20 protein-coding genes, 1 pseudogene and 1 riboswitch are annotated in these 22176 nt (G+C 61.2%); of the genes and pseudogenes, 11 read left to right on the plus strand and 10 right to left on the minus strand.

The genetic code is table 11. From position 1 onward, the window contains the following. The first annotated feature begins 21 nt into the window (after nucleotides 1-21). On the plus strand, nucleotides 22-1482 hold the full coding sequence (locus BMY98_RS20490; protein WP_074892203.1) for a hypothetical protein: 1461 nt from the start codon (nucleotides 22-24) through the stop codon (nucleotides 1480-1482). On the opposite strand, the gene BMY98_RS20495 is transcribed toward BMY98_RS20490, so the two are convergent. Then, entirely contained in the window at nucleotides 1469-2137 is a 669-nt protein-coding gene (locus BMY98_RS20495) for a lipopolysaccharide kinase InaA family protein (RefSeq protein ID WP_074892205.1), read from the minus strand. The two genes, BMY98_RS20490 and BMY98_RS20495, sit on opposite strands and share 14 nt — an antisense overlap. Before the next feature lie 121 nt (nucleotides 2138-2258). Between BMY98_RS20495 and msbA the strand changes: the two genes are divergently transcribed. From msbA to BMY98_RS20530, 7 genes are all read left to right on the plus strand, one after another. Next, nucleotides 2259-4079, plus strand: a complete 1821-nt coding sequence (msbA, locus tag BMY98_RS20500) for a lipid A export permease/ATP-binding protein MsbA (RefSeq protein WP_074892207.1) — start codon at nucleotides 2259-2261, stop codon at nucleotides 4077-4079. After that, nucleotides 4073-4969, plus strand: coding sequence for a GNAT family N-acetyltransferase (locus tag BMY98_RS20505; RefSeq protein WP_074892209.1), 897 nt, complete (start codon nucleotides 4073-4075; stop codon nucleotides 4967-4969). Before msbA ends, BMY98_RS20505 begins: the two co-directional genes overlap by 7 nt. A 1-nt stretch (nucleotide 4970) precedes the next feature. After that, the gene (locus BMY98_RS20510) at nucleotides 4971-6374 is read left to right on the plus strand and encodes a PIG-L deacetylase family protein (RefSeq protein WP_074892211.1); all 1404 of its coding nucleotides are present in this window, start codon (nucleotides 4971-4973) and stop codon (nucleotides 6372-6374) included. A gap of 139 nt (nucleotides 6375-6513) precedes the next feature. After that, complete coding sequence (gene hldE, locus BMY98_RS20515) at nucleotides 6514-7938, plus strand: bifunctional D-glycero-beta-D-manno-heptose-7-phosphate kinase/D-glycero-beta-D-manno-heptose 1-phosphate adenylyltransferase HldE (protein ID WP_074892213.1); 1425 nt, start codon at nucleotides 6514-6516, stop codon at nucleotides 7936-7938. A gap of 74 nt (nucleotides 7939-8012) precedes the next feature. Then, nucleotides 8013-8987, plus strand: a complete 975-nt coding sequence (locus BMY98_RS20520; RefSeq protein WP_074892214.1) for a glycosyltransferase family protein — start codon at nucleotides 8013-8015, stop codon at nucleotides 8985-8987. Then, nucleotides 8987-9697 (plus strand): protein kinase family protein, encoded by a 711-nt coding sequence (locus BMY98_RS20525; RefSeq protein WP_074892216.1) that lies wholly within the window; start codon nucleotides 8987-8989, stop codon nucleotides 9695-9697. Before BMY98_RS20520 ends, BMY98_RS20525 begins: the two co-directional genes overlap by 1 nt. 67 nt (nucleotides 9698-9764) lie before the next feature. After that, nucleotides 9765-10577 (plus strand): hypothetical protein, encoded by an 813-nt coding sequence (locus tag BMY98_RS20530; RefSeq protein WP_074892218.1) that lies wholly within the window; start codon nucleotides 9765-9767, stop codon nucleotides 10575-10577. Between the two features lie 7 nt (nucleotides 10578-10584). Here BMY98_RS20530 and BMY98_RS20535 read toward each other — a convergent pair whose 3' ends face one another. From BMY98_RS20535 to BMY98_RS20550, 4 genes are all read right to left on the minus strand, one after another. Then, a complete protein-coding gene (locus BMY98_RS20535) occupies nucleotides 10585-11550 on the minus strand; it encodes a metal ABC transporter ATPase (RefSeq protein ID WP_074892219.1) in 966 nt (321 codons plus the stop codon). 36 nt (nucleotides 11551-11586) lie between these two features. Continuing rightward, nucleotides 11587-12396: an aldo/keto reductase gene (locus BMY98_RS20540; RefSeq protein ID WP_074892221.1), complete on the minus strand. Its 810-nt coding sequence runs from the start codon at nucleotides 12394-12396 to the stop codon at nucleotides 11587-11589. Then, nucleotides 12393-13568 carry an NAD(P)/FAD-dependent oxidoreductase gene (locus BMY98_RS20545; protein ID WP_074892223.1) on the minus strand — a complete coding sequence of 392 codons (1176 nt, stop codon included), beginning with the start codon at nucleotides 13566-13568 and terminating at the stop codon, nucleotides 12393-12395. Before BMY98_RS20545 ends, BMY98_RS20540 begins: the two co-directional genes overlap by 4 nt. A gap of 63 nt (nucleotides 13569-13631) precedes the next feature. Further along, entirely contained in the window at nucleotides 13632-13964 is a 333-nt protein-coding gene (locus tag BMY98_RS20550) for a DMT family transporter (RefSeq protein WP_074892225.1), read from the minus strand. 163 nt (nucleotides 13965-14127) lie between these two features. Between BMY98_RS20550 and waaA the strand changes: the two genes are divergently transcribed. Then, on the plus strand, nucleotides 14128-15402 hold the full coding sequence (waaA, locus tag BMY98_RS20555) for a lipid IV(A) 3-deoxy-D-manno-octulosonic acid transferase (protein WP_074892227.1): 1275 nt from the start codon (nucleotides 14128-14130) through the stop codon (nucleotides 15400-15402). Between the two features lie 138 nt (nucleotides 15403-15540). Here the strand turns inward: waaA and BMY98_RS20560 are convergent, their stop codons facing one another. The 3 genes from BMY98_RS20560 to BMY98_RS20570 all read right to left on the minus strand — a co-directional run bounded on the left by BMY98_RS20560 (nucleotide 15541) and on the right by BMY98_RS20570 (nucleotide 17535). Continuing rightward, a complete protein-coding gene (locus BMY98_RS20560) occupies nucleotides 15541-15807 on the minus strand; it encodes a type II toxin-antitoxin system RelE family toxin (RefSeq protein WP_074892229.1) in 267 nt (88 codons plus the stop codon). Then, complete coding sequence (gene relB / locus BMY98_RS20565) at nucleotides 15791-16018, minus strand: type II toxin-antitoxin system RelB family antitoxin (RefSeq protein WP_074892231.1); 228 nt, start codon at nucleotides 16016-16018, stop codon at nucleotides 15791-15793. Before relB ends, BMY98_RS20560 begins: the two co-directional genes overlap by 17 nt. Before the next feature lie 77 nt (nucleotides 16019-16095). Then, nucleotides 16096-17535, minus strand: a complete 1440-nt coding sequence (locus BMY98_RS20570) for a TolC family outer membrane protein (RefSeq protein ID WP_074892233.1) — start codon at nucleotides 17533-17535, stop codon at nucleotides 16096-16098. 182 nt (nucleotides 17536-17717) lie between these two features. Then, nucleotides 17718-17822, plus strand: a riboswitch (TPP riboswitch). A gap of 171 nt (nucleotides 17823-17993) precedes the next feature. Here BMY98_RS20570 and thiC point away from each other — a divergent pair. Beyond that, nucleotides 17994-19895, plus strand: a complete 1902-nt coding sequence (gene thiC, locus BMY98_RS20575) for a phosphomethylpyrimidine synthase ThiC (RefSeq protein ID WP_074892234.1) — start codon at nucleotides 17994-17996, stop codon at nucleotides 19893-19895. A 143-nt stretch (nucleotides 19896-20038) separates the two neighbouring features. Next, nucleotides 20039-21331 carry a putative hydroxymethylpyrimidine transporter CytX gene (gene cytX, locus BMY98_RS20580; protein ID WP_074892236.1) on the plus strand — a complete coding sequence of 431 codons (1293 nt, stop codon included), beginning with the start codon at nucleotides 20039-20041 and terminating at the stop codon, nucleotides 21329-21331. A gap of 52 nt (nucleotides 21332-21383) precedes the next feature. Here cytX and BMY98_RS20585 read toward each other — a convergent pair whose 3' ends face one another. Then, nucleotides 21384-22010 (minus strand): GAD-like domain-containing protein, encoded by a 627-nt coding sequence (locus BMY98_RS20585; protein ID WP_074892238.1) that lies wholly within the window; start codon nucleotides 22008-22010, stop codon nucleotides 21384-21386. Between the two features lie 73 nt (nucleotides 22011-22083). Then, a pseudogene (locus BMY98_RS27690) lies at nucleotides 22084-22176 on the minus strand (GAD-like domain-containing protein); the annotation flags it as partial.

Below are 22176 nucleotides of genomic sequence, written 5' to 3' on the forward strand. Positions count from 1 at the left end.
GCATGTAGCTGAGGGAAGGTAATGAAAGCGGCAGTTGTTAAAACCGGCGCCCAGGTCTCCGGGTGGGTCCGCGAGCATCCGGTTCGGCTGGCATTCCTGGGCAGCATCCTCCTTTCGCTGATTGCAGTCCTGGGCACCGCAACAGTCGGGCGTGACGCAGCCCTGTACATCGATATCGCGCAACGAGTCGCCGAGCACGGCACGCAAGCTGCCTGGCAATCCTTTGACTGGCCGTGGTTCTCCCTCCTGCTGGCCGGTACCCACCTCGTGCTGCACCTGCCTCTGGAACTGAGCGCCTACCTCTGGTGTGGCCTTTTCTTCGCCGGCGTCAGCGCTTTGATGGTTGATTGTGTTCGTCAGCGTTCGGCAGCGCTCGCCCCTTGGGCCTGCCTGGTGATGCTGGCAATGCCAGCCGTTAACTCGTTTCGCAACGACATCATTCGTGAATGCGGCTTCTGGTTTTTCTGCACGCTGGCGATCTGGCTCGCACTGCGCTGGGATGCCCGTGGCGGCTGGCTGCGCGCAGCTTTTATCCACGTGGCGATCCTCTGCGCCATGTTGTTCCGGCTTGAGGCGCTGCTGCTGATCCCGGCATTGGCGCTCTGGCAATTGCCGGGATTAAGGGATGCTGCCAGCCGCAAGCAGGTTTTTCAGTTTGCACTGCTGCCAGCGCTTGGCTTAATCGCGGTCGTGGTCTCAGGCGCGTTCCTGTCCGGACGCCTGATGATCTATCTGGATATGCTCAATCCCCACACTGTCCTGGCGTCCTTTGATCTGCTGTCGAACCAGTTCGCCAACTCCCTGATCAACAAGTATTCGCAGGACGAAGCCGGACGCATCATTTTCTTCGGCATCCTGGCCTCCATGCTGATCACTTTCGTCAAACTGATGGGCCCCTTCGCGTTGCCGTTCGTGCTGCGCAGGAACTGGGGCGTGTTGGGTGCATACTGGCGCGATTATCGGCCCTTCGCCTGGGCGGCGCTGCTGTACCTGATCGTGCTGGTGCTGTTTTATGTCAAAGAGCAGTTCATGAACAGTCGCTACATGAGCTTTCTGAGTCTGCTTTTTGTGCCGTTAATGGCAATGGGATTGGCATCGTTTGTTGGGCAGTTCCCGCGCCTCGGCAAGGCGCTTGTTGTTGTAGCGCTGCTCGTGATGCTCTCAAACGTGATAACGACCGGTGCCGGGAAGACCCATTACGTGGAGGCAGGCCGCTGGATGTCGACCCACGTCGAGGCGAGCGCTACGGCCTTCGTTGACGACGGGCGCATCAGTTATTACGCCGGCCGAGGTTATGTGATTCCGGGGTTGACTCGGGAGCAAGCGATGTCCCCGCAGCACGCGGACGAGTATCAATACTTCCTTATCGACGCCAAAGAGAACGAGCCATGGCTCATCGAGTGGCTTAAAGCACGCCATCTCAGGGTGTTGGCGCACTTTACCAATCGCAAGGGCGCAACCGTTCTGGCTATCGGTCGATAGGGGCGGTCAGCAGCAGTTGCAGGCGCTCGGTCATTGTCGACTGTCTGTCAGTCGGCATACCTTGGGTATAACCCTGCAAAAACGCCGCGCCCTGATCACTGCCAAGCAGCCACTGTTTGTCCTGTTCGTAACGTAATAAGTGGGCGAAGTTGCGCAGGCGCTTGCTGTCACTCAACGCGAGTTTCTGGCAGCGCAGGTCCGCGATGTCGATCAAGCCGAGTTCATTGGTCGGCGTGAGCACAACGTTCCCCAGGTGCAGCGAGCGAAAGTAAACGCCGCGATCGTGCAGCTGAGCGATAAACGTACCCAGGTCAGCACGCAGTGGCGCTCTTTCACCGTGCTGGCTCAGCACCTGGCGGATGGTCAGGCCGGGCAGTGGCGTATAGCGCACGCCGTCGCGGCTGATGCTGGCAATTCGGTAGGTGGCGATGACATCGGGGCAGGGAATGCCGCGCTTTTTGAGGGCGTCGATGTTGTCGGCGAAGCGTTGCGCATAGGGGAACAACAAGGCCGAGCTGATCAGGCGCTTGCGGCGGAACAGTTTGAGAATGGTGCCGTCCTCAAGCAACAGAACCTTGTCCCCGGATCCGTCCGCTTCGAGCACGGTGGCGTTTTCTCGCAAGGCCAGATAGGCGCTGTGTTCCATTGGGTGCATCGGCATACTTACCTGAACAAATGCGGCATGTTACCCGAGTCCGCCCCGCTTGGGTCGCAGCAGGGGTCGACAAATATGGGTTGTGCTACCATGCCCGCCTAATTTTTTCGTGCGGATTCCCATGAGCAGTCCTGATCCTCAAGCTAAAACGACCCTGGCAATTTACTTCCGCCTGTTGACCTATGTGCGGCCGTATATAGGCCTTTTCTGCTTGAGCATTGTCGGCTTTCTTATCTTCGCGTCTACCCAGCCGATGCTCGCCTATATCCTCAAATACTTCGTCGATGGCCTGTCCAATCCCGAAGCCAGTCTGTTCCCCGGCAACCCCTATATTGGCCACCTGCAATTGCTGCAGGCGGTGCCGCTGATGATCGTTCTGATCGCAGCGTGGCAAGGTGCCGGCTCGTATCTGGGCAACTTCTTTTTGGCCCGCGTCTCCCTCGGGCTGGTGCATGACCTGCGGGTCGTGCTGTTCAACAAATTGCTCACCCTGCCCAACCGCTTTTTCGACAACAGCAACTCCGGGCACCTGATCTCGCGCATCACGTTCAACGTGACCATGGTCACCGGCGCTGCCACCGACGCGATCAAAGTCGTGATTCGTGAAGGTATGACGGTCATCTTCCTGTTCGGCGCGCTGCTGTGGATGAACTGGAGACTGACCCTGGTGATGCTGGCAATACTGCCCCTCATCGCCGTCATGGTGAACAGCACCAGCAAGAAGTTTCGCAAGCAGAGCAAGAAAATTCAGGTGGCCATGGGCGACGTGACCCACGTGGCGTCCGAGACCATTCATGGCTATCGCGTGGTCCGCAGCTTCGGCGGCGAAGACTACGAGAAGGCCCGCTTCGAAAAGGCCAGCCGCAGCAACACCAAAAAGCAGTTGGCGATGACCAAGACTGGCGCCGTTTACACGCCAATGCTGCAACTGGTGACCTACAGCGGCATGGCCATCGTGATGTTCCTTGTCCTTTATCTTCGCGGCGATTCGTCGGCGGGCGATCTGGTGGCCTACATCACCATGGCTGGCCTGCTGCCCAAGCCGATCCGCCAGTTGTCGGAAGTCAGCTCCACTATCCAGAAAGGCGTCGCCGGTGCAGAGAGCATCTTTGAGCAACTGGATGAGCAGACAGAGCAGGACCTGGGCTCCGTAGAGCGCGACAAGGTTTCAGGCCGTCTGGAGGTCAAAAACCTTACGTTTACCTATCCGGGGACGGAAAAGCGCGTGCTGGACGACGTGAGTTTCGTTGCTGAAGCCGGCCAGATGGTCGCGTTGGTGGGCCGCTCCGGCAGCGGCAAATCCACGTTGGCGAGCCTGATCCCGCGTTTCTATGATCACGTGCAGGGCCAGATCCTCCTTGATGGCGTCGAGACCCAGGACTACACCCTGCGCAGCCTGCGCCGTCAGATTGCGCTGGTGAACCAGAACGTCACGCTGTTCAACGACACCATCGCCAACAATATCGCTTATGGCGATCTGGCCGGCGTGCCGCTGGAAGAGATCAAGAAAGCCTCGGCCGATGCCTACTCCGACGAGTTCATCGACAAGTTGCCTCAGCAGTACCAGACCCTCGTCGGCGAGAATGGCGTGCTGCTGTCTGGCGGTCAGCGTCAGCGGCTGGCGATTGCTCGCGCGCTGCTGAAAAATGCGCCGCTGCTGATTCTCGACGAAGCGACTTCGGCGCTGGACACCGAATCCGAGCGTCATATCCAGAAGGCGCTGGAGAAAGTCATGCAGGGCCGTACCACCCTGGTGATCGCCCACCGCCTGACCACCATCGAAAAAGCCGACGTCATTCTGGTGATGGACGAAGGCCGAATTGTCGAGCGCGGCTCCCATGACGAGCTGCTGGCCAAGAACGGTTACTACACGCGCCTGCACGCCAAACAGTTCGAAGAAGACGAGCCTGCCGAAATCGACCGGGCAGTCGATGCATGCTGAGTCACTTGCGCGCATGGCGTGAGCGAGGCTGGACCCCGATCGATGCAACGACCTACGCCACCGCGTGGCAGCAATTCGGCGGCAGCGTAGCCACGCACCCGCAGGTGATCGAGCGTCTGGCCGGGCTTGCGGATATTCCGGTGCGTTATCTGGGGTGGCTGCAAGATGGCAACGTCGTCGCTGCGGTTGCCTGCTGGGGCCGGGATCTGGCGCTGGCGAAGAAGGTACTCAAGCAGCGTGATCGGCGGGTGTTCGATCTGGGCAACGCAGAAATCATTCTGCCGATCGCCCCGGGTGTGACCGTTCCGGTGCGCCAGCGCATGAGCTACGTGTCGGAGCTGAACGCCGGTCAGGTCGACACCCTCAAGCCTCAAGCCGAGAGCCTGGCGATCGCCCGCGCGCCCGAGGACTATTCCAAGAAATTCCGCTACAACCAGCGCCGCGAGCAGCGTTTGCTTGAAGAGGCGGGCGGGGTCGTGCAGTCGATGCTGGATTTCACGTCCGAGGAACAAGCGCGCATTTACTCAAGCCTGTTTCATGCGCGCTGGGGCTTCGACGTGCCGGGCAAGGATCACCTGGCCAAGGTGTTCGAGCTGATGCGCGAGTTCATGACCGGCTCGATGATTCTGCTGGAAGGCAAGCCCATTGCCGCTCAGGTCCTCTACAGAGTCGAGTCGCCACATTGGGTTTCGGTGGAATACATCAACGGCGGTGTCGATCCGGCCCATCAGGCGCTGAGCGCCGGCAGCGTGCTCAGCTTCGTCAACACCCAGAACGCCTGGGCTGACGCGAGGGCGGTGAACAAGCCATTGCGCTATTCCTTCGGCCGCTCCGATCGCGAATACAAAGACCGCTGGTGCCAGACGGTGCCTGTCTACAAGGTTGGATGACATGTCCGGGCGCAAGCAGCAGCTTCTGAAACGACATCGGCGCAACAAGCGTCTGGCGCTGATCATCGGTCTGGTACTGCTGATCGGCATTGGCATCTGGGTCGCGTGGTGGCTGGTGCCTTTGCTGATTGTCGCTGCCTGGGTGGCCCACGAAGCCTGGTTCTCCGACCATCTGTTTTATTCGCCCAAGTGCGATTACCACTATCAGTTTCCCGACGCGGCCCAGGCGCAGGCCGTTTCCGTGGTCAATGGCATGCTGCAACTGAGCGAGCCGTTGGCCGAAGGCGAAACGCTGCTGCTGGAGCTTGATCTGCGCAGCAGCTGGCTCGGTCGCTGGCTGGACCCGTACGTGTTGGCAGGCGACGACCGCCAGGATTTCGAACGAGGGTTTGCCGGGCGTCGCTACGTGAACCTCACCGGTCAGCGAGACGTGGTCGCAGACAGCACGTTGCGCCTCAAAGGCGGGTTCTGCCGCATCGCCGATACGGGCCGTTTGTACGTGCTGAGCAACCCGGACTACCGTCAGCAGCGGTTGATGGTACTCGCACCCCACGCTGACGATGCCGAACTGGCAGCCTTTGGCCTGTACAGCCAGGCCGCTGATTGCAGCATCGTTACGGTGACTCAGGGCGAAATCGAGGCCGAACGCTACGAACAACTGGGGCTGAACCGCGCCGATGCCGCGCGGCTCAAGGGTCGTCTGCGTACGTGGGACAGTCTGGCGACTCCGTTGTGGGGCGGTGTGCCGCAGAGCCAGTGCGTGCAACTGGGCTACTACTGCCTGCAACTGCCGGCCATGGCGCAGTCGCCGGATCAGCCGTTTGGCTCTCGCGATTCGGCAGAGACCGACATCCGCAGCGCGCGGCAGCACAATCCGTTGCCGTTGCCAGGGGATCAGGACGGCGCGCCGACCTGGAACAATCTCGTGGCCGACCTCGCTGCGCTGCTGGACGCCTATCGCCCGGACGTCATTGTCATGCCGCATCCGCAACTCGACCCCCACGCCGACCACATCGCCACGACTCAAGCGTTATATGAAGCGGTGAGCAGAAGCGCGCACACGCCCGAGGTGGCGCTGTTCTACGCCAACCACCTGCACGACAACGACCGCTGGCCCATGGGGCTGGCCGGTAAAGGTGTCGCGCTGCCGCCGTTTGTCGAAGCGCCTTCGGTTGATCAATTCTGGAGTACGTCGCTCAGTTCGGACGTTCAACTCGATAAGGCCATGGCCCTGGCGATGCAGCATGACCTGCAGGGGTCGCCACCCCTGAAGAGGCGCCTGCGCCGGCAGATTCAACGCTGGCTGGCCGGTCGCGAATGGCCGCTGACGGGAGACGACGAATTCTTCCGCAAGGCCGTACGGCGGCATGAGGTGTTTTGGGTCCGGCGCTTTCCGCGCCCGTAACTGCAACAGTCGATGCACCATTTAAAGCGCCATTTGAAGCGCTGTTTGAAGCACTAAGGGATTCGAGGCCAACCGGCCAGCCAGCGCTGATCGCTGTGCTAAGATTCCGTCCTTGTCCATTTCTGCCACGGGTTGTTCGATGAAGTTGTCCATGCCGCGTTTTGATCAGGCTCAAGTGTTAGTTGTCGGCGACGTCATGCTCGACCGCTACTGGCACGGTGGCACTTCCAGAATCTCCCCTGAAGCGCCGGTTCCGGTGGTCAAAGTCGACCAGATCGAAGACCGTCCGGGTGGCGCGGCCAACGTGGCGTTGAACATTGCAGCGCTGGGCGCCAAGGCGTCACTGGTCGGCGTCACCGGCACCGACGAAGCCGCCGACAGCCTGGGCAACAGCCTCAAGGCCGCTGGTGTGATCGCCAGTTTCCAGCGCATCGCTCATCAGCCCACCATCGTCAAATTGCGCGTGATGAGTCGGCACCAGCAGCTGCTGCGTATCGACTTCGAAGAACCCTTTGCCACTGATCCCGAGGCCCTGAGCCGGGACGTTGATGCCTTGCTCGATGGCATCAAAGTTCTGGTCCTGTCCGACTACGGCAAAGGCGCGCTGAAGAATCACCAAGTCCTGATCAAGGCGGCCCGGGACCGGGGCATTCCCGTTCTGGCCGATCCGAAGGGCAAAGACTTCGCGATCTATCGCGGTGCCAGCCTGATCACGCCCAACCTCAGTGAATTCGAGTCCATCGTCGGCCATTGCGTCGACGAGGCAGAGCTGGTCGCCAAAGGCGGGGCGCTGATGAAGGACCTCGATCTGGGTGCGTTGCTGGTCACCCGTGGCGAACACGGCATGACCCTGCTGCGTCCGGATCAGCCGACCCTGCATCTTCCGGCCCGCGCGCGTGAAGTCTTCGACGTGACCGGCGCTGGCGATACGGTTATTTCCACGCTGGCAGCGGCCATTGCAGCGGGCGAGGAGCTGCCTCATGCAGTCGCCTTGGCGAACCTTGCGGCGGGCATCGTCGTAGGCAAACTGGGCACCGCCGCGATCAGCGCACCCGAGTTGCGTCGCGCCATCCAGCGCGCCGAAGGTTCCGAGCGCGGCGTGCTGACCCTCGATCAGTTGCTGCTGGCGATTGACGATGCCCGTGCCCACAACGAAACCATCGTGTTCACCAACGGCTGCTTCGACATTCTGCACGCCGGCCACGTCACCTACCTGGAACAGGCCCGCGCGCAGGGGGACCGGCTGATCGTGGCCGTCAACGACGACGCGTCGGTCAGCCGCCTGAAAGGCCCGGGACGCCCGATCAACAGCGTGGATCGACGCATGGCGGTGCTGGCAGGTCTGGGCGCGGTGGATTGGGTGATCAGCTTCCCCGAAGGCACCCCGGAAAACCTCTTGGCCCACGTGCGTCCGGACGTGCTGGTAAAGGGCGGGGACTACTCGGTGGATCAGGTCGTCGGCGCTGACATCGTCGCCTCCTATGGCGGCACCGTGAAAGTGCTGGGTCTGGTCGCCAACAGTTCAACGACAGCCATCGTCGACAAGATCCGCAGTCAGGACTGATCCGATGCTCACAGTGAAGAGTGGCAGTCTGTTGCCGCTGCCATTTATGTATTCGCAGTTCGGTATATGAACAAATGAAAGTCATGTTACTGGTGATGGATGAGCAGCGCGTCATCCTGGACGGGTTGTACGACACCGTGCGGCAGCATTGCGACGACTGCGTCATCTTTCGCCTGAGCAAGCAACAGCAACTGAATCTCGGGACATTTCTGGCCTCGGTCGACTATCAGAACTACGACCGGGTAGTGATCTTCTCCCGGGTCAAACGGCTTGCTCGCCAGCGCGCGGTGCTCAAGTGCATTCCGGGGCTGATTTTTCTTGAGCACGATGCTTATCAGAATTACATGAGCGCCAGCAAATACCACGGCATGTATTCGCGCCTGTACCGGCAGCTGCCGTGGAGTCGCGCGTTGCTGTCGGGCGCGGTGGTGGCGCGGCGCATGCGCGGCGAAGGCCTCGATGCGGTGTTCGTGTCCAAAGGCTACGACCAGGAAATGCTGCGCAACCTCGGCAAGCCTCGGGACATCCCGGTGGGCTTTCTGGGCAGTCTGAAAAGCCGTGAGTATTCACAGCGCAAGCAGTTGGTGGAGAACCTCGCGCAGCGCGCCGGCGTGCTGGTGACGCGCACGGCCTCTGGTGCCGAGTACCTTGAAACCCTCAATCGCATCAAGATTTTCGTCAGTGCCGACATCGGCATGGGCGAGTTCATGATCAAGAATTTTGAAGCCATGGCCTGCGGTTGCGTGCTGCTCGCGTGGAGTCAGGGCGAAGAGGACGATCTGCTGGGTTTCGAGGAGGGGCGCAACGTCATGTTCTACCGCTCCGAAGACGAAGCCGTCGAGAAGATCCGGCTGCTGCAGAGCGACCCCGATCTTGCTGAGCGCATCGCTGGCGAAGGGCAAAGATTCGCCGAAGAACGGTATGCCTTTGCCCGCGTTGGGCGCGATCTGGCCGATGAAATTCAGCGGCCAATGCGCCCGTGGCAGCGTCCATCGGCGCTGATCCGTGGCTGGGTCAAATTGCGCCATGGCATGCAGGTGCCGGCCTGATGCCGCCGCCGTCCAACCACGACAGCGCCGCCCCCAGTGAACCCCTTGTATTGCCGGGCGCCGACCAAGACGTGTTCGGCGCGCTTCCCCCTGCGCTGCGCCAGTGCCTGGCGAAGGCTGCACGGGTCATTCTCATTGCCAACAACCCTGCCATCTCCCAGGCCGATTTCGATGCCTTGGGCGTGGGCGCCGACGATGTCGTGATCAGCTTTAATCTGTGCATCAAGGCCGCGCTCCTGAAGCCTGAAAGCGTCAACCTGTTCGTCCACGGTTTTAACGCGCCGGACTGCTACTTCTTCGGACTGCCTGCCTCGACGGGCGTCACGCAGCTCGCCGCCCAGCCTGGTGCGCGCTGCTTCACGCTGCTGGTGGGCTGCGCCGTGCCGCTGTGTCCGCTGCCTGACGTTGCGCTGTATTGGGACCGCATTCCTTTGCCGGCACTGGCCGAGCACTATCCGGTCGATCGCCCCAACGGCAAGCGCTTCGTCGGGCCCTCCACAGGGTTCAACGTGCTGGTGCTGCTCGACTGGCTGCGCGCTCATGCCGGTTACCCTTACAGGCTCATGACGCTGGGTTTTTCCAACGAAGCCGGCAAACTCTGGGGTGGGCACGCCTGGGACTATGAGCGCAACTGGCTGCTGGGCGCGGACGTCGAAGTGATCGCGCTCAAGCCCCGCAGTTGGTGGCGCAAGCTGCTATTTAGTAAATGAACAAGCCCGTTCGCCGCTTGAGCGCGCGTGTCCAGGCGCATCGCCATTGATCCCGGAGAGTTTGTCAGTGCTGAACATTGCGGTCGCGTTTTTTGGTATCCCGCGAAACTCGGAGATCTGTTTTCCTTCCATTGAGGAAAACGTCCTCGGCCAGTTGCCGAAGGGCAGCAACGTCAAATGCTTTTACCACCTCTACAAGATCGACGAAGTGCACAACCAGCGCTCGGCGGAGAAGGGTGAGCTGAAGGCTCAGAACTACGACGTTTTCCAACCGATGACAGGGTTTCTGGAGTCCACCGACGGCGTGCTGGATCGCTGGGATTTCGAGCGGGTCAAGGCGATGGGCGATACCTGGGGCGACGAGCACGTTTCCCTGCGCAATCTGATCTATCAGCTCAACTCACTGCACACCGTTACGGGCATGATGGAGTCGTTCGATCCCGACTTTGTGGTGTTCGTGCGCCCGGACAACTTCTTCCATTCGCCGCTGCCGGACTATATTTTTCATTCGCCCCACGCACGACGGCTGAACGCCTACATTCCGGACTGGCAGTGGTGGGGCGGGCTGAATGATCGTTTCGCCATTTGCGGCCGTGACGTCTATCGCGCCTATGGCAAACGGATCGAGCGCATCTTTGAGTTCTGCGAAGCAACAGGGCGCAAGCTGCACTCGGAGCGCTTGCTCAAGTACGTGTTGCTCAAGGCGGATGCCCGGGTGTGTACGCTGCCGACCACTGCCTCCCGTGTGCGCATTACCGGCGCCTTTGCCGAAGAGTCGTTCTCGCCCAAGCGCGGGATGGGCAAACGCGAAAACCGCTATTTTCACTTATTCGCCACGCTGCGCACCTGGCGTGACAAACGCCTCGCCGAGAAGCGCTAAGCGCGGCTTACTTGTGCAGGCCGCTGCGAACCAGTCTGACCAGCCGTCGCGCTTTGATCCGCAGCTTGGTCAGCCCTGACTTGGGCTTCTTCTTGGGCGTCATGCCCTGCTGCACCAGCCAGTCCTTCCAGCGAATCCGCTCCTCGCGCACCACCCAGCCCTCCTGGGGCGCGAAGCTCTCGGCCAGATAAAGCCCACGTGTACCGGCAGGCGAGAGCTTGTCGTTCTTCAGGGTGTACAGCTCGGGCAGGGGCGAGCCGTTTTCAAGCGGCATCAGATACAGATCCGGCTTGCTGCGATTGAGGCGCGCCACCAGCTCGTTGTTCTCCAGGCTCTCATCGACGTGGAAAAGGCTCAACGGACGAGCCTCTTTCGGCACCTCCAGGCGCATGTCGTAGATCAACTGCAGTGAAGCGGTCGGCAAATGCACGTAAGCGCGTGGCCGCTCGATCAGCGTCAGGCTGCCGCAGCGTACCGGGAGTGCCGCGCCGGAAAGCGGCGTGAGACGAAAGGGCATCGCTTCGCGGTAATGCAGCGCTGCCGCATAGGGCGCTGGCAGCCAGGTTTCATTGAAGCGCCCGCCGAGCCAGCCTTGGGGCGTCTCGATCAGGCATTCCTCGGCCACTTCCTGCACCGCCGTGTGGAGGGGCAGGTTGAGCTCGTGGGCAGGGACGTAGCCGGAGATCAGCTTGAGCACCACATCGCCACGGTCCTGACGGCGCTGGCGAACCAGCACCCAGTAATCGCGGTTCTGCCACCGCAACGTCAGGCGTACCGAGACACCGAGATTGGCCAACTCGGTGGAAAACCGTTCGCTGTCTTCTACGTCGATCTTGCGACGCCGGGCCAGGGTCTGGGTGAAATTCAGCGGCATCCCGACGCTCTGATAGGTCAGGCCTTCAGGGGTGGCTTCGACAAATAACGGCAGGGTCTTGAAGTTGCTGGGGTTTTTCCGAATCAGGGTTCGCGGCATATCGGCTCCTTCTTGCGTTGGGGTCGGCCGTGCGTCTCAGGGCTGACGACGGATCACGGCAGCGGCGGTTGCCACGTTATGGGCCAGATGCAGCGGGTTGATGGTGCCGACGATAGCACCGGTCACGCCGGGGTGTTCAAACAGTAGCTCGAAACTGGCACGCACAGGATCGACACCGGGACTCAGGCAAACGTGCCCGCTGGCCAGTGCTTTTTTGACCAGCACCCCTTTGCCGTGTGCAGCAGCGTAGTCGAGGACCGGCTTCTCGCCCTGTTCGTTGAGGTTGTACGTGACCATCGCACAGTCGCCGTCCTGCAAGGCCAGCAACCCGCCCTCGACGGTCTTGCCGGAGAAGCCGAACCCGCGAATCTTGCCCTCGCGCTTGAGCGCGTCCAGCGTTTGATAGACGGCGCAATCGTTGAGCACGTGCAGGTCGTTGCCGTCGGAATGCACCAGCACCAGATCGATGAAGTCGGTTTCCAGGCGCTGCAGGCTGCGCTCCACCGACAGGCGCGTGTGGGCGGCGCTGAAGTCGTGCCGTGACCGGCCTGCTTCAAATTCCTCGCCGACCTTGCTGACGATCACCCAGTCCTTGCGCTGCCCACGCAGCAGCGGGCCGAGGCGCTCTTCGCTGCGCCCGTACGCCGGGGCGGTGTCGATCAGGTTGATGCCCAGATCCCGGGCCAGCTTCAGCAGCATCCGCGCCTCGACGTCGTCGGGAATCGTGAAGCCATTGGGGTACTTCACGCCCTGATCGCGGCCCAGCTTCACCGTGCCCAGGCCCAAAGGGGAAACGTTGATGCCGAGGGTGCCGAGCGGCCGATGCAGATCGTGCAAGGTCTTCATGGCAGCAGTTGATCCCAGACAGGAATGGCGAGGGGCGGCGTGGGGAAGTCGGTGTGCGGCGGTTGCGGGGTGGGGTGAATGTCATCCCGGGACAACGAGGCCAGCACGCGGTCGGCGAAGTCGGGGGCCAGCGCCAGCTTGGTAGGCCAGCCGACCAGTAATCGTCCCTGCTCGTCGACAAAGGCGTTATCCGGGCGTACCAGACCGCTTTGCTGCGGTTCGGCGCGGTCCACGCGCAAGGTGGCGAACTGCGCCTCGCTGAGGTCAACCCAGGGCAGCAGATTCGCGAGCTCTTTCTTTGCGGCGGCGATCTGCTCGGCGGGGTTGCGGGCGACGCCTTCGGCTTCGGCAATGTCGCCGCCCAGATACCAGACCCACTGGCCGTCTGCCGCCGGGTGCGTCGTTACCGTGATCCGTGGCTTCGGCCCGCCACCCAGGCAGTGGGCGTAGAGCGGCTTAAGCGTCGGTCCCTTGACCAGCACCATATGCAACGGCCGGCGTTGCATGGCCGGCTGGCTCACGTTCAGCGCCTTGAGCAAATCAGCCATGCCTTCACCGGCGCTTAGCACCACCCGCTGGGCGTGGATGTCGCGGCCGTCGACGCGCAAGCCGACCAGTTCGCCATCAACGCGCAGCGGCTCAATGTCTTGGCCCGCAAGCAGGCTGTCGCCCGCCAGCTCCGCCAGTTTTTTCACCAGGCTGGGGATGTCGATGACCAGCTCGGCCAGGCGGTACACCTTGCCTTTGAAGCGCGGATCCTGAAGCGCAGGCGGCAGGTCGCTGCCCTTGACCTGATCAACGCGGCCGCGCACGGCCTTGCTGGCGAAGAAACTGGTGAGATTGCCGGCGATGGTGCCGGGCGACCACAGGTAGTGAGCTTCCGAAAGCAGGCGTACGCCCGACAGGTTCAGCTCGCCTTTGCCTGCAAGCGCTTCGCGCCACCGACGCGGCATATCGGCGATCGCTTCGGATGCGCCAGAGAGCGCGCCGTGCAGCGCGTATTTGGCGCCGCCGTGGATGATCCCTTGGGATTTGAGTGTCTGGCCGCCACCCAGGCTGGCCTTTTCCACCACCACCGTCGAAAAGCCCTGATGCCGCAGTCGCGCGTTGAGCCAGAGACCGGCAACGCCCGCGCCTACAATCAGGACGTCAGTGGAAATAGCAGATGACATGGGCACCTCAAATGGCGAAACGAATGGCGGCATTATAGGGGAAGGGACTTTTCAGTAACCCCCTTAATGACCCGCCGTCTTCGAGAACAGCTGGATGACCACCACGCCTGCGACGATCAGCCCCATGCCGGCGATGGCTGGCAAATCCAGTTTCTGGCCGTAGATAAACAGTGCGGCGACGCTGACCATGACGATGCCCATGCCCGCCCACACCGCGTATGCCACGCCAACCGGAATGGTGCGCACCACCAGCGTGAGCATCCAGAACGCAATGCCGTAACCGACGATCACCAGCAGCAGCGGGATCGGCGTGCTCAGGCCTTTGACGGCTTTCATGGACACGGTGCCGATGACCTCGGCACAGATGGCGATGGCCAGCAGGTAGTACGCAGACATGGTGGAGCTCCTTTTCAATGGCCGTCATTAAAGCGGCTTACCCGGCACGGAACAACCGGCGCCTTTCGGGCTGGCGGGGTGGCGTCTGGCCAAATGCGCCGGGCATGATATGTGCGAAGCTCGATGGAAATCTGACAGCAATTGGCTGATAAACTCCGCGCCCATGAATAGAACCCTCTACAGCATCCTGTTTCACCTCGGTCTCCCCTTGATCGCCCTGCGCCTGTGGCTGCGTTCGCGCAAGGCCCCGGCCTACGCGCAACGGGTCGGCGAGCGCTTCGCTTTCGGCTTGCCCGCCATGCAGCGCGGGGGGATATGGGTGCATGCCGTGTCGGTGGGCGAGAGCATCGCCGCCGCGCCGATGATACGCGCCTTGCTGGCCCGCTATCCGCAACTGCCGGTCACCATCACCTGCATGACGCCGACCGGCTCGGAGCGCATTCAGTCGCTGTTCTCCAGCGAGCCGCGCGTCCAGCATTGCTACCTGCCCTATGACTTTCCGTGGGCCGCCGGGCGCTTTCTCGATCACATCCAGCCGAAGATCGGCGTGATCATGGAAACCGAACTGTGGCCCAATCACATTCATCAGTGTGCGAAACGCGGGATTCCAACGGTGCTGGCGAATGCGCGGTTGTCAGAGCGTTCCGCCCGTGGCTACGGACGATTCGCCCGCCTGACTCGGCCGATGCTCGCCGAGATGAGCCTGATTGCCGTGCAGACCGAAGCCGAGGCCCAACGCTTCCGTGACCTGGGCGCTAGGCCCGAGTGCGTCACCGTGACGGGCTCGATCAAGTTCGACCTGACCATAGATCCGCAACTGCTTGAGCGTGCCGTTCAGCAGCGCGAGCAATGGCAGACCCTGCATCGGCCCGTGTGGATTGCAGCCAGCACCCATGCGGGCGAAGACGAGGTGGTGCTGGCCGCCCATCGCACGCTGATGCAAGCCTATCCCGACGCCCTGTTGATCCTCGTGCCCCGTCACCCCGAGCGGTTCACCAGCGTGTTTGAGCTGAGCCAGCAGCAGGGATTCACCAGCGTTCGTCGTTCGACGACCGAGCCGGTGACGCCGGAAACCTCGGTTCTGGTGGGCGACACGATGGGCGAGTTGCTTTTTCTGTATGCGCTCGCCGATATCGCCTTCGTCGGCGGCAGCCTGGTGCCCAACGGCGGTCACAACCTGCTGGAACCTGCGGCACTGGAAAAGCCCGTTTTAAGCGGCCCGCACCTGTTCAACTTCCTCGAAATCGCCGCGATGCTGCGTCATGCCGGCGCGCTGGAGGAGGCCAGTGACGCGGCTGCATTGGCCGCGACGGTGCGTGACTTGATCGACCATCCCGAGAAAGCAAAGGCGATGGCCGATGCCGGGCTGGCCGTGATGAAGGCCAATCAGGGGGCGTTGCAGAGGTTGCTGGACGGGATTGGACGGTTGTTGGGCTGATGTTGGCAAGCAAGCGGTCATCTGCAGGACTTGCGCTTAACGACGGTCGTGCGTTCCGCGCAAATCCAATGCATGAGCGCGCTTGCCCTGGTCCTGGCGGTAAGCGGTAGCAGAGTTGTTGAGCGGGTCATGAAGGTGCTACCGGTAAACCTCCCGACGAGTGCCCAGTTCGATGACCAAAATGGTTAGCTCGCCGTTTTGGATATCGCAGATCACTCGTAGATCCCCAATTCGATAGCGCCACAGCCCGCCCTTGGGACCTGTTAGCGCTTTGCCCACGCTGCAGGGGTCGTCTCTGATAGCTACCCGTTCGTCCATGAAGTCAAGCACGCGCCGGGCGGTTTGCTTGTCGAGCTTCTTGAGCTGTTTCTTTGCCGTCTCGGTGTACTTAATCGTCCAGGCCAAGCTCTTTCCTTACATCGCTGGATGAATAAGTGGCTTCCTTGCCCTTTCGGACGCGTTCGAGTACGTCCGCTGCCAGGTAATACTCTTCAAGCTCAGGTAAACCTTGCTCGATAATTTCACGCAAATAAAAGGCTTTGGTCCGGCCGGTGCTAGCCGCGAGAACGTCGAGACGTGCTTCAGTCTCGGGGGTGAGGCGAATCGAGGTAGGCATGCGACTTCTCCGCAATACATGTATTCACTGTATCGCGCGGATGCTACTCGGGTCGCCGAAACGTTTCAATCGGCTTGTCACCGCTCCGTTGGCCGCTCGAAATTCTTCGCCGCTTCTCTCGCCAGATCCGGCGGCAGGAAGTCTTTATCGGGGTTGTAATCGGCTTTCAGGAAGCGCGACAGATCCTGCAGATCCCCAGGGCTCAGCGTGCCGGCAGCCTGCTTCAGACGCAGGTTGTCGAGGATGTAGTCGTAGCGGGTGTTGTTGTAATCGCGCACCGATGCGTACAGCTGGCGCTGTGCATCCAGCACGTCGACGATGTTACGGGTGCCGACCTGATAGCCAATTTCCGTCGCTTCCAGCGCGCTCTGGTTGGAGATGATCGACTGTTTGCGCGCCTGCACCTGCTCGACATCGGTGTTCACCGCGCGGTGCAGGTTGCGGGTGTTTTCCACCACCTGGCGGCGCAGACCTTCGCGCTGTTGTTCGCTCTGGCCGAGGCGGGCATAAGCCTCGCGGACTTGAGAACTGGTCAGCCCGCCACTGTAGATCGGGATGTTCACCTGCAGGCCAATGGTGCGTTGCTCGACGCTGCCGTGGAAACTCTGGCCGGTGTAGTTGGGGTTGGTGAAACCCAGTGGATCGTTGTCGCCTTTCTCGTACTGCGCTACCGCATCGACGGTAGGCGCGTGGCCTGCCTTGCGCTGACGCAGGGTTTCTTCAGCGGCGCTGACGGCGTAGTTGCTGGCCAGCAAATTCAAGTTCTGCTGCGTCGCGGTGTCGACCCAGGCTTTCGCATCGTTGGGCGTTGGAGCGAGCACCGGCAGCGTATGCACGATGCCTTCGATCGAGTTGTAATCGCGGTTGGTCAGGGTGATCAGCGCCTGAAACGCGTCATCGACCTGGCGCTTGGCGACGATCCGCGCAGCGCGGGCGGTGTCGTAGCTGGCTTGCGCCTGGAGCACATCGGTCTTGTCAGAAAGGCCGACGTCGAAGCGTTCATTGGCCTGATCGAGCTGGCGCTTGAGCGCCGCTTCCTCTGCCTTCGTCGAGGCGAGATTGTCCTGTGCACGGAGCACCGCAAAATAATCTTCAGCGCTTTGCAGAATCAGGTTCTGCTCGGTGGCCGAGAGCTGCAGGATGGCCTGCTCGTTGACGTCCTTAGCGGCCTTGAGCTGAAACCAGCGATCGGCACGGAAAATCGGCTGACTCAAGGTCGCGCGATAGACCGTGCCGCTGCGGCTGATGACCGCGGAGGGTTGATCAATCGAGGTGCGGGTGTCATTGATGTCGGCGCCACCAGAAATGTTCGGCAGCAGACCGGCGCGGGCCTGAGGCACGATTTCCTTCTGCGCGTCATAGCTGGCGCGGGCCGCCGCAAGATCGGCGTTATTGTTGACCGCTTCCTGATACACGCTCACCAACCCGGTCCTGGTAGGCAGCGGCATGTCTGCTGCCCCGGCCATCGCACTCGAAGCACACGACACGGCAATGGCCAGTGAAAGTTTGCGCAGCATAGACATTCCCTAGTAATTCAAGCGGTATGAAGACGGTGACGTTGCGTCCGATCCAGATGGCTTTGGCGACGCGTAGCGAGTGTAGTTCCAGCGGGTGGGGACAACAATCGGGCAAATCAGCCATTTAACGCGCGTTTGAATTCCGCGCTTGGCGTTTGGCCTGCGCCGCGACTAGACTGACGCCGTTCTTGTCGGGGTGCCTTGATATGAGGCTGAGATCGGATAATCCGGATCCCGTTGAACCTGATCAGGTTAGCGCCTGCGTAGGGAACAAGATTTCTCGTCTCCCGGCGAGTCCTCTTGAGTGTCGTCCGGGGTCGTCTTTGTTCAATTTCTGAACAGTCCGCGCCTCTTCGATTCTCAGCATCCATGTCGTCTCAGGGTGCATCCGTCCGTGTCCATCAGGCTCAAGCTCCGACAATTCATTCCGCTGCTGGATGATGTCTGGAGAGCCCGTGATGAGTACAACACTAAAAAACGCCAATCTGAGTGAATCCGCCCAAGTCGATTCGGGGTCGGTTCAACCCTTTACCCGCTCGCAGAAAATCTATGTTCAGGGCTCGCGTCCGGACATCCGTGTGCCCATGCGTGAGATCAGCCTGGACGTCACGCCTACAGGGTTCTCTGGAACAAACAGCAGCGGCGAAATCAACGCGCCGGTCTGCGTATACGACACCTCCGGCCCTTACACCGACCCCAACGTCATCATCGACGTGCGCAAAGGCCTGGCCGACGTGCGTTCGGCATGGATCGAGTCCCGCGCAGACACCGAGCGCCTCCCAGGGCTGACCTCCAACTTCGGCCAGCAGCGTCTGGCCGATGCCGAGCTGACCCGGCTGCGGTTCGCCCACGTGCGCAATCCGCGTCGGGCAAAGGCGGGGGCTAACGTCAGCCAGATGCACTACGCGCGTCAGGGCATCATCACCGCCGAGATGGAATACGTCGCCATCCGCGAAAACATGAAGCTGCAGGAAGCCCGCGCCGCCGGCCTGCTCACCCAGCAGCACCCAGGCCAGAGCTTCGGTGCGAGCATTCCGAAAGAGATCACGCCTGAGTTCGTGCGCGAGGAAATCGCCCGTGGTCGCGCGATCATTCCCGCCAACATCAACCACGTTGAGCTCGAGCCGATGATCATCGGGCGCAACTTTCTGGTGAAGATCAACGGCAATATCGGCAACAGCGCGCTGGGCTCGTCCATCGAAGAAGAAGTGGCGAAGCTGACGTGGGGCATTCGCTGGGGCTCGGACACGGTCATGGACCTGTCCACCGGTAAACACATTCATGAAACCCGCGAGTGGATCATCCGTAATTCGCCCGTGCCCATCGGCACCGTGCCGATTTATCAAGCGCTGGAAAAAGTCGACGGCGCCGCCGAAGACCTGACCTGGGAGCTGTTCCGCGACACGCTGATCGAGCAGGCGGAGCAGGGCGTCGACTACTTCACCATCCACGCCGGCGTGTTGCTGCGTTACGTGCCGCTGACCGCCAAGCGCGTGACCGGGATCGTCAGCCGTGGCGGTTCGATCATGGCCAAGTGGTGCCTGGCCCATCACCAGGAAAACTTCCTCTACAGCCACTTCGACGACATCTGCGAAATCATGAAGGCCTATGACGTCAGCTTCTCCCTGGGTGACGGCCTGCGCCCGGGGTCGATTGCCGACGCCAACGACGAGGCACAGTTCGGTGAGCTGGAGACCCTCGGCGAACTGACCAAGATCGCCTGGAAGCACGACGTGCAATGCATGATCGAGGGGCCGGGCCACGTGCCGATGCAGTTGATCAAGGAGAACATGGACAAGCAGCTCGAGTGCTGCGACGAGGCGCCGTTCTACACCCTTGGCCCACTGACCACCGACATCGCACCGGGTTACGACCACATCACGTCGGGCATCGGCGCGGCCATGATCGGCTGGTTCGGCTGCGCGATGCTCTGCTACGTCACGCCCAAGGAACACTTGGGATTGCCAAACAAGGATGACGTCAAGACCGGGATCATCACCTACAAGATCGCCGCCCACGCAGCGGACCTCGCGAAAGGACATCCCGGTGCGCAGATCCGTGACAACGCACTGAGCAAGGCGCGGTTTGAATTCCGCTGGGAAGACCAGTTCAACCTCGGGCTGGACCCGGACACCGCGCGCGCCTACCACGACGAGACGCTGCCGAAAGACTCGGCCAAGGTCGCGCATTTCTGCTCGATGTGCGGGCCGAAATTCTGCTCGATGAAAATCACCCAGGAAGTGCGCGAGTACGCGGCCAACCAGAAGATCGACGCGGTGGATGTGTCGGTGGAGGACGGCATGCGCGAGCAGGCCGAGCGGTTCAGGCAGGAAGGCAGTCAGCTTTATAAAAAAGTGTGAGCGGCAAGCGTGATCGTTCCCACGCTCCGCGCGGGAATGCCGCCCCTGACGCTCTGCGTCGGTGAGGACGCAGAGCGTCCAGGTATGCGTGCCCACGCAGAACGTGGGTACGATCAACCCTAAGTTTCAGCGAGACAACAAACGTGAACACTCCCGGCACCTATTCACCCGACGCCCCCGTACCCGCCGCCAAGCGGGTATTTGGCGGGCGCGATCTGTTCTCTCTGTGGTTCTCCCTCGGCATCGGCCTCATGGTCCTGCAGACCGGCGCATTGCTGGCGCCGGGGCTGGGGATGTCCGGTTCAATGCTGGCGATCCTGCTCGGCACATTGGTCGGCGTATTGCTGCTCGCCGCCGTTGGCGTCATTGGCAGCGACACCGGGCTATCGTCGATGGCGGCGCTCAAGCTCAGCTTGGGCAGCAAAGGCGCGGGCGTTCCGGCGATCCTCAATCTGCTGCAACTGGTGGGCTGGGGCTCGTTCGAAATCATCGTCATGCGCGACGCCGCCAGCCTGTTGGGCGCCGGCGCTTTCTCCGAAGGCAGCCTGTGGGCCAGTCCGATGCTCTGGACCATCGTCTTCGGCGTCCTCGCGACCCTGCTGGCGGTGAGTGGACCTTTGGCCTTCGTTCGGCAAATCCTGCGCAAATGGGGCATCTGGCTGCTCTTGGCGGCGTGCGCCTGGCTGACGTTCAACCTGTTCAGCAAGGCTGATTTGACGGCGCTGTGGTCGCGGGCAGGGGACGGCTCGATGCCATTTGCCGTCGGCTTCGACATTGCCATCGCCATGCCGCTGTCGTGGCTGCCGCTGATTGCGGACTATTCCCGATTCGGCAAGCGCGCCACCGGGGTGTTCGGCGGCACGGCGTTGGGCTTCTTTGTTGGCAATTTCTGGCTGATGTCCCTTGGCGTGGCATACACCCTGGCCTTTGCGCCGAGTGGTGAGGCCAATGCACTGCTGCTGGCGCTGGCTGGCGCGGGGATGGGTATTCCGCTGCTGCTGATCCTGCTGGACGAATCGGAAAACGCGTTCGCCGACATTCACAGTGCAGCCGTGTCGAGCGTCCTTCTGCTGAAGGCCAAAGTCGAGCACCTGGCGCTGGCCATTGGCGTCGTCTGCACACTGATCGCCTGCTTTGCGCCGCTGGCGCAGTACCAGAATTTCCTGCTGATGATCGCTTCCGTGTTCGCGCCGCTCTTCGGCGTCGTGCTGGTAGATCACTTCATCCTGCGCCGCCGCCGTCACGGCGTTGCGACAGCGGGCCTGCGCGGGATGACGCTACTGGCGTGGATCGGCGGCATCTGCACCTATCACCTGCTGGCGAACCTGTATCCGGACATCGGTGCAACGCTGCCCGCGCTTATTGTCGCTGGCGTGCTGCAGTGGGTATTGGCGTGCGGGCGGGCATCTGCATTCGAGGCCGACGTGCGGCATTAACCTAGCGGGCTGGGCCTGGAACTGAATAACCAGGCTCAGTGGCGGCGGCGACTCAAAGCGAGTCGAGGTCAGGGAATCCCCAATCCGTCAGCGGTGCGAGCTGGGACAGAAACGTGAGGTGTTCGATGGTTTTGACCTTCTGTAGATGCTTTAGATCGGCGGGGCCGCCGAGTGCGAGAGCAGGGACGAAGCCATACATTTCATCGGGTTGGAGTAGGCCGAGTGTTTTTAGAGCTTGCTCGAAAAGGTCGTCAAAATCATTAGACTCCCGATCTCGAGTTGCAAAAAATAGTGCGATTTCGTCGTCGAACTCATCGCTTTGTACTACCTCTTGGGTTTTATGAAAGCGTGCATAAGAGGCCGTTACGTCCAGCCAGTTCCCTGTTTTCTCATGCCAAAGATAAAGATCGCCAAAAGCACTTCTGGCGATCGTGTGATAAAAGCCGGAATCGGGTATTCCCGAATCATGCAGCCATGCACGAGTCAGTTCCTGGTATTCCGCTGGATTAACGGTCCAGAAAAGCCCCTCGGCATAGCCGCTCCAGCCATATTCGCGCCACTGTTTCAGTAGTTGTTCGGGGAGCTTATCTGCGTATTTGTTCAGCGAAGAGAGAGGTACCTCTCTTTGCCCCGAAGCTGGCCCCAGCTTCTCGAGGAAATACTCGTAATATTCTTCCATTCGACCTCTCCATTGTTGCTCGTCCCCACCTGCTCTTATTGCCGTCTCACCAAGTAATGCTTCCTGAGATCAGTCAGAGCGAGTCGAGGTCCGGGAACCCCCAGTCTGTCAGCGGTTCAAGCTGGGACAGGAAAGTAAGATGCTCGATGGTTTTGACCTTTTGTAG

It is taken from the genome of Pseudomonas graminis (genome assembly GCF_900111735.1).
Classification (GTDB): Bacteria; Pseudomonadota; Gammaproteobacteria; order Pseudomonadales; family Pseudomonadaceae; genus Aquipseudomonas; species Aquipseudomonas graminis.

Excerpts from the sequence above, each read along its gene's own strand:
- BMY98_RS20490 (WP_074892203.1), top strand. The coding sequence starts at position 22 with ATGAAAGCGGCAGTTGTTAAAACCGGCGCCCAGGTCTCCGGGTGGGTC.
- BMY98_RS20495 (WP_074892205.1), bottom strand. The coding sequence starts at position 2,137 with ATGCACCCAATGGAACACAGCGCCTATCTGGCCTTGCGAGAAAACGCC.
- msbA (WP_074892207.1), top strand. The coding sequence starts at position 2,259 with ATGAGCAGTCCTGATCCTCAAGCTAAAACGACCCTGGCAATTTACTTC.
- BMY98_RS20505 (WP_074892209.1), top strand. The coding sequence starts at position 4,073 with ATGCTGAGTCACTTGCGCGCATGGCGTGAGCGAGGCTGGACCCCGATC.
- BMY98_RS20510 (WP_074892211.1), top strand. The coding sequence starts at position 4,971 with ATGTCCGGGCGCAAGCAGCAGCTTCTGAAACGACATCGGCGCAACAAG.
- hldE (WP_074892213.1), top strand. The coding sequence starts at position 6,514 with ATGAAGTTGTCCATGCCGCGTTTTGATCAGGCTCAAGTGTTAGTTGTC.
- BMY98_RS20520 (WP_074892214.1), top strand. The coding sequence starts at position 8,013 with ATGAAAGTCATGTTACTGGTGATGGATGAGCAGCGCGTCATCCTGGAC.
- BMY98_RS20525 (WP_074892216.1), top strand. The coding sequence starts at position 8,987 with ATGCCGCCGCCGTCCAACCACGACAGCGCCGCCCCCAGTGAACCCCTT.
- BMY98_RS20535 (WP_074892219.1), bottom strand. The coding sequence starts at position 11,550 with ATGCCGCGAACCCTGATTCGGAAAAACCCCAGCAACTTCAAGACCCTG.
- BMY98_RS20540 (WP_074892221.1), bottom strand. The coding sequence starts at position 12,396 with ATGAAGACCTTGCACGATCTGCATCGGCCGCTCGGCACCCTCGGCATC.
- BMY98_RS20545 (WP_074892223.1), bottom strand. The coding sequence starts at position 13,568 with ATGTCATCTGCTATTTCCACTGACGTCCTGATTGTAGGCGCGGGCGTT.
- BMY98_RS20550 (WP_074892225.1), bottom strand. The coding sequence starts at position 13,964 with ATGTCTGCGTACTACCTGCTGGCCATCGCCATCTGTGCCGAGGTCATC.
- waaA (WP_074892227.1), top strand. The coding sequence starts at position 14,128 with ATGAATAGAACCCTCTACAGCATCCTGTTTCACCTCGGTCTCCCCTTG.
- relB (WP_074892231.1), bottom strand. The coding sequence starts at position 16,018 with ATGCCTACCTCGATTCGCCTCACCCCCGAGACTGAAGCACGTCTCGAC.
- BMY98_RS20570 (WP_074892233.1), bottom strand. The coding sequence starts at position 17,535 with ATGCTGCGCAAACTTTCACTGGCCATTGCCGTGTCGTGTGCTTCGAGT.
- thiC (WP_074892234.1), top strand. The coding sequence starts at position 17,994 with ATGAGTACAACACTAAAAAACGCCAATCTGAGTGAATCCGCCCAAGTC.
- BMY98_RS20585 (WP_074892238.1), bottom strand. The coding sequence starts at position 22,010 with ATGGAAGAATATTACGAGTATTTCCTCGAGAAGCTGGGGCCAGCTTCG.